Source organism: Flavobacterium sp. W21_SRS_FM3, assembly GCF_052113625.1.
In the GTDB taxonomy this organism is placed as follows: domain Bacteria; phylum Bacteroidota; class Bacteroidia; order Flavobacteriales; family Flavobacteriaceae; genus Flavobacterium.
On sequence record NZ_JBGQOD010000007.1, the window covers coordinates 193,902 to 204,367 of the forward strand.

A 10,466-nucleotide genomic window follows, 5' to 3' on the forward strand; every position below is an offset into this window, starting at 1 on the left:
TTGTATTTAACATTCAAAACAGCTGCGGTTTTAAACAAAATAATATTTTTATAGGGACTACCTATTAATGACCACCACCTTCACTTTCAATGTGATTGATTCCTTGGCTCTTCAAAATTTTAGGGCAGTAGAAGCCATAAAATCCTAAATAAGCAAAACCAAGAAGTGGTACTACATAAGAGAAATGTGTCCAAGAAATACCAAATATTCCTTCAGGATTAGTAAGGTCAAAATCACAAACTCTTCCTTGAATTAATGGAATAACTCCTCCTCCAAGAATCATCATTATTAAGAATGAAGAGGCTTTTCCTGTATTTTTTCCTAGTCCAGCTATGGCTAAATCAAAAATTGAGGGCCACATAATTGATAAGAATAAACCTCCAGAGATGAAGAAGAATTTAGCAATTTCAGTATCTGTGCAAACTAAACCAGCAACCATCATTAATAAACCAGAAATTCCAAAAAGCATTAATGTTTTTCCAGCGTTTTTTCCTCCTACAAAACTTACCGCAATAAAAAGTAAAATCCAGATAGGGTAGATATAGAATGAAGAAACATCATGTCCAGCAAAAACATTGGCACCAATTATTACTCCAAAAGCAAGAGCGGGAACAATAAATTTTAGCGCAATATTAGCCATTTTTGAAGTGTCAAATACATTGACACCACCATTCCAGCGACCAATCATTAAACTTCCCCAATACAAGGCAATAAATGGCGAAATAGCATCTTCAAGTATATTACCAAACTCTGCGGTATGCAACAATGCAGGTAAGTTACTTATTATCGTTACTTCAGTTCCAACGTAAATAAAAATACCCAACATTCCTAAGTAGAGTTGTGGGTAATCTAAAATATTAAATTTTTCGCTGTCTGCAGTAACAACTACTTTTTCGACCTTCGTAGGGTTTTCGATTTTAGAAAAATTCATAAAAACAGCCACCACCACAAATGCAATTCCTAAAATTATAAACGGTAGTTTAATGTCTTCTAAAGAAAGAGATGTCTTTTTATCATCACCCATTCCAAATAATGCAATTCCTAATAAAATGGCTCCAATAGTAGTACCAAATGAATTGATACCTCCAGCCAAGGTTAAACGGTGCGCTCCTGTGGAAGGACTTCCCATTTTAATAGCTAATGGATTTGCAACAATTTGCTGGATCGAAAATCCTAATCCTACAGTAAATAGTGCTGTTAAGAAAAACGGAAAACTTTCCATTGTAGCTGCGGGTACGAATAAGAATGAACCTACTGCTGAAAGTAGTAGTCCCGCTGATAATGTTTTTTTGTATCCAAATTTTTGTAAAACATCTACTTTTAATGATACTAAGAAGAAAATAATAGATCCTACAAAATAGGCAACATAAAAAGCCCAAGCTACTAGTTGGGACTGCACTTGGGATAATGTAAATACTTTTTTGAATACGGGTATTAATATGTCATTGGCTGAGCCAACAAATCCCCAAAAGAAGAAAACAATTATTAATGAAATAAACTGCCCCCATTTGGTTTGTACATTTTCTGAATTCATAATAAATACTGGTTAATTTTATTTTTAGTTTTTGTTCGACTGTAAATGTATATTTTAAGTAAACTAAAAAAAAATTATTCTTACAAAATGTTGTTAAAATTATAAATACTGCAATTTTTGATTAACTAATGCTATTTAGAGGGCTTAGTATTACAGAATGCTTGCTTATTTGTTATTCGTTTAGACCTTAAAATAGTTAAAAACAAAATGATCTTAATTTGGCTTTATATGAAATTCTAAAAGCGCAATGGTTTCTAAATAAAGCTACTTTATCTAGTTTTTAGAAATCTTGAATAATACCTTATTATATTAATTGATTTACTGAAGACTATAAAAGGCTACAGCACTTTTTACTATATTTGGTTTAAGAAGAAAATTTTACAAAACAATTTTTTCATTGCCAACCTTATATTTATAATCCTATTAAAGATATACCCTATGAAGTACCTATTGATTCTCCTTTTTATCGTTTTTAGTGCCAATGCTCAAAGTACTAAAGAACAGCTAAACCTAATGCCATGGCCTCAAAAAGTTTCATTAAGTAAAGGGGTTTTTCCATTAACTAAAGAGTTTAAAGTCAATATTACGGGTCATCCGGATCCACGTTTATTTAAAGGAGTTACTCGCTTTCTAAGAAGGTTAGACGGGCGCACGGGACTGTTTTTACCACATGTCTTTGCGACAAAGCTTAATGAATTTCCAAATGCAGAACTGCAAATTGATTGTAATCGTTCTGGTAAGGTAGGTTTATATGAAGATGAAAGTTATAGTCTTCAGATACAGTCAGATAAAATAATATTAAAAGGAACCTCAGATTTAGGTGTTTTGCATGGATTAGAAACACTCTTGCAATTACTTCAAAACAATAGTGAATCTTTTAATTGGCCAATCATAACCATTAGTGATGCTCCTAGATTTACTTGGCGCGGTTTAATGATTGATGCTGCTAGGCACTTTCACCCGGTAGCTGTTATTAAGCGAAATTTAGATGCTATGGCTGCCATGAAAATGAATGTTTTTCATTGGCATTTAGTTGACGATCAAGGTTGGAGAATCGAAATGAAAAATTTGCCTAAATTACATGAGCTGGCTTCTGATGGAGATTATTATACGCAGGAGGAAATTAAAGGAATTGTAAAATATGCTGATGAGCGGGGAATTATGGTAGTTCCTGAAATTGATATACCAGGACACGCCTCTGCAATTTTGTCTGTCTATCCTGAGATAGGAAGTAAAAGTGGTGAAGATGCTAGTTATGTTTTAGGAAGAAGATCCGGAATTTATGATTCGGCACTTGATCCTACCAACCCAAAAACATACGCTTTACTCCATACTATATTTGATGAAGTATGCCCTTTGTTTACTAGTAATTATTTCCACATTGGTGGCGATGAAAATAATGGTAAAGAATGGAATGCTAATTCTAAAATTCAGCTTTTTAAGAAAGAAAATAATATTGCAACAAATCACGATTTGCAAACATATTTTAATATGAAACTTATTCCGATGCTAAAGAAACACAATAAGCAATTAATGGGGTGGGAGGAAATAATGACAAAAGACATGTCAAAAGAGGCTATTATTCATGCTTGGAGAGGTGTAAATGAAGGTATGGAGGCTGGAGGAGCTCTCGTAAAGGCGGCAAAAAATGGTTATAAAACAGTTTTGTCAAATGGGTATTATATTGATTTAATGTTAAGTGTAGATGGTCATTATTTGAATGACCCTGTACCTAGAAATGTGTCGTTTTCAAAAGAAGAAAAAGACAGAATTTTAGGCGGTGAAGCCACTATGTGGAGCGAGCTAGTTACACCTTTAAATATTGATTCTCGAATTTGGCCTAGAACAGCGGCAATTGCTGAAAGATTATGGTCAAACGATACAGTAAGAGATTTAAAGAGTATGCATAAAAGATTAACAATAGTTTCTAATAGGTTAGAGGATGTAGGTATTATGCATATTAGAAACAAAAACGTTATTTTAAGAAACATCGCTAACTACCAGTCTACAGAAGCTTTAGAGCAGTTATCTAATTTGTGCGAACCGCTTAAAAATTATACACGTAATGGTGGTGGTAAAAAATACTTTATGTATTCTCCACTAACACTTTTTGCAGATGCCTGCACTGCCGACGCGCTCGATGCTTATGATTTTGATATTGCAGTGTCTAATTTTGTAAATGATAATAATAGTGAAAATAGATTAGTGCTTACTACATTTTTTAAAAAATGGATTGCAATGCATGAAAAGTTACAGCAGTTAAGTAAGGATGCTCCTTTAATTCAACCAGTTTTACCTTTGTCCAAAAGTTTACATTTGATTTCAACTTCACTGTTACAGAAGATAGAAAACAACCATAAACTAGATCAAACTGAAATAAACGCTTTACTGGAGCAATGTAATTCGAAGAAAAATGCAGATGTAGAATTAGCTGTGTACAATAGTTTAAAAAAGTTAATTCAATATCTAATGTAATTTCCAATTGAAATTTTAGATTGTAAATTATAATACTGTTTGTAATTAATTGACTTACAGCTGTTTTTGAGATTAACCATAGGAAATCCGATTTAATAAAACACCAAAATGATAAGATAAGCTGAATTCTTTGAATAAGTATTTTTTTTGTACTTTTGCAAAAATTTTTATAAAAAACATTTATGTTAACAGTTAATAATTTATCAGTTCAATTTGGCAAGCGAATTTTATTCGACGAAGTAAATACTACCTTTACACATGGGAATATTTATGGAGTTATTGGAGCCAATGGTGCTGGAAAATCAACTTTTCTTAAAATAATTTCAGGTGAAATGGACCCTACTTCGGGGCATGTTCACTTAGAACCAGGTAAACGTATGTCGGTTTTAAATCAAAACCACAATATGTTTGACGAACACACTGTTTTGGAAACCGTTATTATGGGGAACAAGGTTTTGTATTCGGTTAAAAAGGAAATGGACGAACTCTATTTAGATTATAACGATAAAAATGCGGACAGAATTGGAGAACTGCAAGTTCAGTTTGAAGAAATGAACGGTTGGAATGCCGACTCTGATGCTGCATCAATGCTTTCTAATTTAGGAATTGGAGAAGAGCACCATTATACTTTGATGGAAGATTTAGAGGGAAAAATAAAAGTACGTGTTTTATTAGCGCAGGCTTTATTTGGAAATCCAGATTTACTAATCATGGATGAGCCTACCAATGATTTGGATTTCGAAACTATTGCGTGGTTAGAAAATTTCTTAGCAAATTATGAAAATACAGTTATCGTTGTTTCGCATGATAGACACTTTTTAGATTCTGTTTGTACACACATCTCGGATATTGATTTTAGCAAGATTAATCATTATTCTGGAAATTATACTTTCTGGTATGAATCAAGTCAATTAGCAGCAAAACAAAGAGCACAACAAAATAAAAAGGCGGAAGAAAAGAAACAAGAACTAGAAGAATTTATTCGTCGTTTTAGTGCCAACGTAGCCAAATCAAAGCAAGCTACTTCTCGTAAAAAAATGATCAGTAAATTAAATATTTCTGAGATAAAACCTTCTAGTCGTCGTTATCCAGCAATTATTTTTGATCAAGAGCGTGAAGCGGGAGATCAAATTTTGAACATTCAAAATCTTAGCGCTTCTATTGATGGAGAACTGTTGTTTAAAGGAGTAGACTTAAATATGGCCAAAGGTGATAAAATAGTATTGTTTTCTAAAGATTCTCGTGCGACTACAGCGTTCTACGAAATTTTAAATGGAAATCAAACTGCTGATTCTGGTACATTTGATTGGGGTGTAACTACAAATCAAGCCTATTTACCAGTAGAGAATCATTCTTTCTTTGAAAATGATTTGTCTCTTGTAGATTGGCTGCGTCAATGGGTGAAGACAGAGGAAGAGCGTGATGAAGTAAATATTAGAAGCTTTTTAGGTAAAATGATTTTCTCTGGAGAAGAAGCTTTAAAAACCTGTCGTGTATTATCAGGAGGAGAAAAGGTACGTTGTATGATGTCTCGAATGATGATGGAAAGAGCTAATGTGTTGATGATTGATGAGCCTACAAATCACTTAGACTTAGAATCGATTACGGCATTTAATAACTCTTTAAAAAACTTTAAAGGATCTGTTATTTTTACCACTCATGATCACGAGTTTGCACAAACAGTAGGTAATAGAGTAGTGGAGTTAACACCTAATGGTGCTATCGATAGTTATATGACTTTTGATGAATATTTAGATGATGAAAAGATTCAAGAATTAAGAGTTAAAATGTATGCTAAATAATTAGATACAATTAAATTTATAAAAAAACTCCTGATATCATCAGGAGTTTTTTTTATGTCAGATTTTTATTTTTTACCAAAAAGTTTACTAACGAGAAAGAGTATTACTGCAATAACTGCAACTACAATAAAAATTCCTACACCCATACCGGCTTTAAATATGCCGCCAATAACTTCGCAGCTAGTAAATGAAAATAATACTACCATAAGTAGTAGTGTTCGAGTTAAAATATTTTTCATGATTTTGTGTTTTAATGGTTCATTTTTGTTAGTATAAATTTACAATCTTAAGCTGAGGAAGTACTTATACAATTGTAGTTAAGAGTTGTGATATTATGAGATGCATTTTCTAGGTCTTTAATTTTTAAATGATGAATTTGAATTTGTATATTTGCCTTACCAAACACAATTCTTTCTTATGACTCAAAAAGTTTTACTTAATTCCAAAGAAGTCAATATCATTCTACACCGTTTGGCTTGTCAGCTTATTGAAAAACATCTTGATTTTAAAGATACAATTTTAGTAGGGATTCAACCAAGAGGAACTTTTATGGCAGAACGCCTAAAATCTTTACTAGAAGAAGAATACAATACTCCTGAAATTCAATTAGGTTATTTAGATATCACTTTCTTTAGAGATGATTTTAGAAGAACCGACAAACCTTTAGAAGCAAATAAAACCAAAATCAATTTTATCGTAGAAAACAAAAAAGTCATTTTTATTGACGATGTTTTATTCACTGGTAGAAGTATTCGAGCAGCATTGACCGCAATACAATCATTTGGTAGGCCATCAGAAATTGAATTACTAGTCTTAATTGATAGACGCTTTAGTCGCAATTTACCTATTCAACCTGATTATAGAGGTAGACAAGTGGATGCAATCAATAATGAGAAAGTCAAAGTCCACTGGAAAGAAAATGAAGGTGAAGACATTGTTTATTTGATTACCAACTAATACATTATAAGTTAGATTTATAAAATAATAATAATCGTAAAAGAATGAAAGAATTAAGCGTAAATCATTTATTAGGTATAAAATATATTAACAAAAATGATATTGACCTTATTTTTGAAACAGCCGATCATTTTAAAGAAGTCATTAATCGTCCAATAAAAAAAGTGCCTTCATTACGAGATATTACCATTGCTAATATATTTTTTGAAAACAGTACCCGAACGAAACTTTCCTTTGAATTAGCTCAAAAAAGATTATCTGCAGATGTAATAAGTTTTTCAGCAGCCCAGTCATCAGTAAAAAAGGGGGAGACACTAATTGATACAGTAAACAATATTCTTTCAATGAAAGTGGATATGGTTGTTATGCGCCATAGTAATCCTGGTGCAGCACACTTCTTATCACAAAATGTAAAAGCGAGTATTATAAATGCGGGTGACGGTGCTCATGAGCATCCTACTCAGGGATTGTTAGACAGTTATTCGATTAGAGAAAAATTGGGTGAAGTAGGAGGTAAGAAAGTGGTGATAGTTGGAGATATTTTACACTCAAGAGTAGCATTATCAAATATATATGCATTGCAAAAGCAAGGAGCCGAAGTAAAAGTTTGCGGGCCAAAAACGCTGATTCCAAGGTATATTGAATCCTTAGGAGTAACTGTGGAGCCTAACCTGAGAAAAGCATTAGAATGGTGTGACGTAGCTAATATGTTGCGGGTACAAAATGAACGAATGGATGTGAATTTTTTCCCTTCAACAAGGGAGTATGCACAACAATATGGTTTAGACAAAACATTATTAGATTCTTTAAATAAAGAAATTGTAATCATGCATCCTGGACCTATAAATAGGGGAGTAGAGATTACTTCAGAGGTAGCTGATTCTAACCAATCAGTGATATTGAATCAAGTCGAAAATGGTGTTGCTGTTAGAATGGCAGTAATTTATCTTTTGGCTTCAAAAATTCAGTAATTAAAAAAAACCTTAGTAACTTAGCTCTTTATTAATATTGTAAATAGTAAATAATGAAAGTAGATCAAAAAGGACATACCGTTATAATCAAAGATACTCAGGGCGATTTTACTTCATTTTTGATGAAATTAACCCATCAGTATAAAACTTTTGAAAAGCATAATATTACTGTTGATCTTCTCATGCATAAAGACTTAACAGTTGAAGATATTGTTCTGTTCTTGCCGCTATCTAAACAACATAAAAAAGCAAAAAAATCATTTGTGGTAGTAGTGTCTGATATTGACTTCAATGCTATCCCTGAGAAACTTACCGTAGTTCCTTCCTTATTAGAGGCACATGATATTATTGAAATGGAAGAAATTGAACGTGATTTAGGATTTTAAATACAATTATTCTTTTAATTGTTTAATCGAATAACATTCAGCTTCAAAAGGATTAACCGAATAAACTTTAAATTTGAATTTAACCATACTTGGTTGCTATGCAGCAACTCCACGCACTTTTACAAATCCAACAGCTCAAATACTGGAAATTAAAAACCGTCTATTTTTAATTGATTGTGGCGAAGGTACCCAGGTCCAACTTCGTAAAAATAAAATTAGATTTTCAAAGATTAACCATATTTTTATCTCGCATTTGCATGGGGATCATTTTTTTGGTCTCATTGGTTTAATTTCTACTTTTACGTTACTGAATAGGACAAATGACCTACACATATATGGTCCAAAGGGAATTAAAGAAATTATAAAACTGCAGCTGCGATTAGCTAATTCTTGGACAAACTACGGATTGCATTTTCATGAATTAGAAAGTACAGAAAGTACCCTTATTTACGAAGATGATAAAGTTACAGTAAAAACCTTACCTCTAAAACACCGTATTTATACGAATGGATTTCTATTTGAAGAGAAAATAGAAAAAAGGAAGTTAAATATTGCGGCTGTCCAAAATTTTGAAATTGACAAATGTTACTATCAGAATATTAAGAACGGTAAAGACATTACACTCGATGATGGACGCATTATTAAAAACAGTCAATTGACATTTGACCCAGCTGCTACTAAGAGTTATGCGTTTTGTTCTGACACCGTATATAATGAAGCTATCATCCCCTTAATAAAAGATGTTGATGTCTTGTACCATGAATCTACTTTTTTAGATTCTGAGGAACGTTTAGCGGCAAAGACCATGCATTCGACCGCAAAAGAAGCTGCTAGGATTGCATTACAAGCTAATGTAAAGCAATTAATTTTAGGCCATTATTCAACACGTTATGAAAATATAGGGTTATTTAAAGAGGAAGCTCAAACTATTTTTCCATCAATAATGCTTGCAGATGACGGGAAGAATTTTGAGTTTTAAGTGGTAATAATATTGCCTATCATAAAATTGCAAATTAAAAAAGAATACTATGAACGATTTAAGTAATTATAGAAAGTCTTATGAAAAAAGTGAGTTACTGGAATCTACTATACCTGAAGATCCTATTAATCTTTTTAATAAATGGTTTCACGAAACTGAGGATTTTGGCGGTTCAGAGGAGGTAAATGCAATGACTGTCTCAACTATTGGACTGGATGGCTTTCCTAAGGCAAGAGTAGTGTTACTTAAGAAATTCACAGAAGAAGGTTTTATTTTTTATACCAACTATAATTCCGAAAAAGGACAGGCAATTGCCAATAACCCGAGAGTTTGCTTGTCATTTTTTTGGCATAGTATGGAACGCCAGGTTATAATTAAAGGAACCATCCAAAAAATTGAGGAATCGCAGTCAGATAATTATTTTCAATCTAGACCAGACGGCAGTAAATTAGGAGCGATAGTTTCAAACCAAAGCGAAGTGGTTCCATCCCGCGCTTATCTGGAAGAAAATCTAAGTCAATTAGAAAAGGATTATGAAAATATGGTCATACCTAGACCCAAACATTGGGGAGGATATTTAGTTGTGCCAGTAGAAGTAGAATTTTGGCAAGGAAGACCTAACCGACTGCATGATCGAATTAGGTATAAGGCTCAAGAGGATTACAGCTGGAAAATAGAAAGACTTTCTCCTTGATGTAAGATTTTACTTAGTATAATTTAAAAAAGATGTAGTTTGTCGATTATTTTAGGTATTTAATCTATAAATGAAGTATGTTTGTCAAAGAAATAAAGCAAATATGTTTTATTCATTTAAAGGATTTTGCCCCACAATCTACTTTAAACTTTTACTACTAAGGATATATATTTAAATTGGTTTGAATTACTTTAGTTGGTTTAAAAAAAAGACTATTTATCTTGATAAATAGTCTTTTTTTATTTTATCTTATTTCTGAGATTATTTTACAGTATCATCTTTGAAACTCGATCTTGTACTTATACTTAAAGTTATAACTTACTGCGTTAGTCCAAAGTTCCCTATTTCTTACATTCGGATTTTAGGAGTGTAGTAGTAGTGATATAGTATTAATAAATTTTATCTCTTTAATTGCTTTTTAATAGTCAATATTGTAATGCAGAAAAGATGTAGTAATCATTACTATTTTGTAAGTAATTACATAATTAACTGTAAAAAAGATGTAGTTCGTCGATTAAATTAGTTCTTTTATCTAAATACCTAGTATGTTTGTCAAAGAAATAAAGCAAATATGTTTTATTCATTTAAAGAATTTTGCCCCACAATCTACTTTAAACTTTTACTACTAAGGATATATATTTAAATTGGTTTGAATTACTTTAGTTGGT

Annotated in this window: 9 protein-coding genes; 7 read left to right on the forward strand and 2 right to left on the reverse strand. The window is 32.1% G+C overall.

Annotated features, from left to right (window positions below; genetic code table 11):
- Positions 1 to 64 precede the first annotated feature (64 nt).
- Positions 65 to 1,534: an MFS transporter gene (locus ACEN2K_RS12000; protein ID WP_441759566.1), complete on the reverse strand. Its 1,470-nt coding sequence runs from the start codon at positions 1,532 to 1,534 to the stop codon at positions 65 to 67.
- A 438-nt stretch (positions 1,535 to 1,972) separates the two neighbouring features.
- Between ACEN2K_RS12000 and ACEN2K_RS12005 the strand changes: the two genes are divergently transcribed.
- Positions 1,973 to 4,009, forward strand: a complete 2,037-nt coding sequence (locus ACEN2K_RS12005; protein WP_441759567.1) for a beta-N-acetylhexosaminidase — start codon at positions 1,973 to 1,975, stop codon at positions 4,007 to 4,009.
- Positions 4,010 to 4,191: 182 nt separating this feature from the next.
- Positions 4,192 to 5,811 carry an ABC-F family ATP-binding cassette domain-containing protein gene (locus ACEN2K_RS12010; protein ID WP_441759568.1) on the forward strand — a complete coding sequence of 540 codons (1,620 nt, stop codon included), beginning with the start codon at positions 4,192 to 4,194 and terminating at the stop codon, positions 5,809 to 5,811.
- 65 nt (positions 5,812 to 5,876) lie between these two features.
- On the opposite strand, the gene ACEN2K_RS12015 is transcribed toward ACEN2K_RS12010, so the two are convergent.
- On the reverse strand, positions 5,877 to 6,050 hold the full coding sequence (locus tag ACEN2K_RS12015) for a hypothetical protein (RefSeq protein WP_441759569.1): 174 nt from the start codon (positions 6,048 to 6,050) through the stop codon (positions 5,877 to 5,879).
- Positions 6,051 to 6,228: 178 nt separating this feature from the next.
- Between ACEN2K_RS12015 and pyrR the strand changes: the two genes are divergently transcribed.
- The 5 genes from pyrR (at position 6,229) to pdxH (ending at position 9,798) form a co-directional block, all read left to right on the forward strand.
- Positions 6,229 to 6,768, forward strand: coding sequence for a bifunctional pyr operon transcriptional regulator/uracil phosphoribosyltransferase PyrR (pyrR, locus tag ACEN2K_RS12020; RefSeq protein WP_441759570.1), 540 nt, complete (start codon positions 6,229 to 6,231; stop codon positions 6,766 to 6,768).
- A 44-nt stretch (positions 6,769 to 6,812) separates the two neighbouring features.
- Positions 6,813 to 7,739 carry an aspartate carbamoyltransferase catalytic subunit gene (locus tag ACEN2K_RS12025; protein ID WP_441759571.1) on the forward strand — a complete coding sequence of 309 codons (927 nt, stop codon included), beginning with the start codon at positions 6,813 to 6,815 and terminating at the stop codon, positions 7,737 to 7,739.
- Between the two features lie 53 nt (positions 7,740 to 7,792).
- Positions 7,793 to 8,125, forward strand: a complete 333-nt coding sequence (locus tag ACEN2K_RS12030) for a ribonuclease Z (protein ID WP_441759572.1) — start codon at positions 7,793 to 7,795, stop codon at positions 8,123 to 8,125.
- A gap of 73 nt (positions 8,126 to 8,198) precedes the next feature.
- Positions 8,199 to 9,104, forward strand: a complete 906-nt coding sequence (locus tag ACEN2K_RS12035; RefSeq protein WP_441759573.1) for a ribonuclease Z — start codon at positions 8,199 to 8,201, stop codon at positions 9,102 to 9,104.
- A 49-nt stretch (positions 9,105 to 9,153) separates the two neighbouring features.
- Positions 9,154 to 9,798, forward strand: coding sequence for a pyridoxamine 5'-phosphate oxidase (pdxH, locus tag ACEN2K_RS12040; RefSeq protein WP_441759574.1), 645 nt, complete (start codon positions 9,154 to 9,156; stop codon positions 9,796 to 9,798).
- Positions 9,799 to 10,466 lie beyond the last annotated feature (668 nt).

Bases quoted from the DNA above. Each gene is read 5' to 3' on its own strand.
- ACEN2K_RS12000 (WP_441759566.1), bottom strand. From the start codon at position 1,534: ATGAATTCAGAAAATGTACAAACCAAATGGGGGCAGTTTATTTCATTA.
- ACEN2K_RS12005 (WP_441759567.1), top strand. From the start codon at position 1,973: ATGAAGTACCTATTGATTCTCCTTTTTATCGTTTTTAGTGCCAATGCT.
- ACEN2K_RS12010 (WP_441759568.1), top strand. From the start codon at position 4,192: ATGTTAACAGTTAATAATTTATCAGTTCAATTTGGCAAGCGAATTTTA.
- ACEN2K_RS12015 (WP_441759569.1), bottom strand. From the start codon at position 6,050: ATGAAAAATATTTTAACTCGAACACTACTACTTATGGTAGTATTATTT.
- pyrR (WP_441759570.1), top strand. From the start codon at position 6,229: ATGACTCAAAAAGTTTTACTTAATTCCAAAGAAGTCAATATCATTCTA.
- ACEN2K_RS12025 (WP_441759571.1), top strand. From the start codon at position 6,813: ATGAAAGAATTAAGCGTAAATCATTTATTAGGTATAAAATATATTAAC.
- ACEN2K_RS12030 (WP_441759572.1), top strand. From the start codon at position 7,793: ATGAAAGTAGATCAAAAAGGACATACCGTTATAATCAAAGATACTCAG.
- pdxH (WP_441759574.1), top strand. From the start codon at position 9,154: ATGAACGATTTAAGTAATTATAGAAAGTCTTATGAAAAAAGTGAGTTA.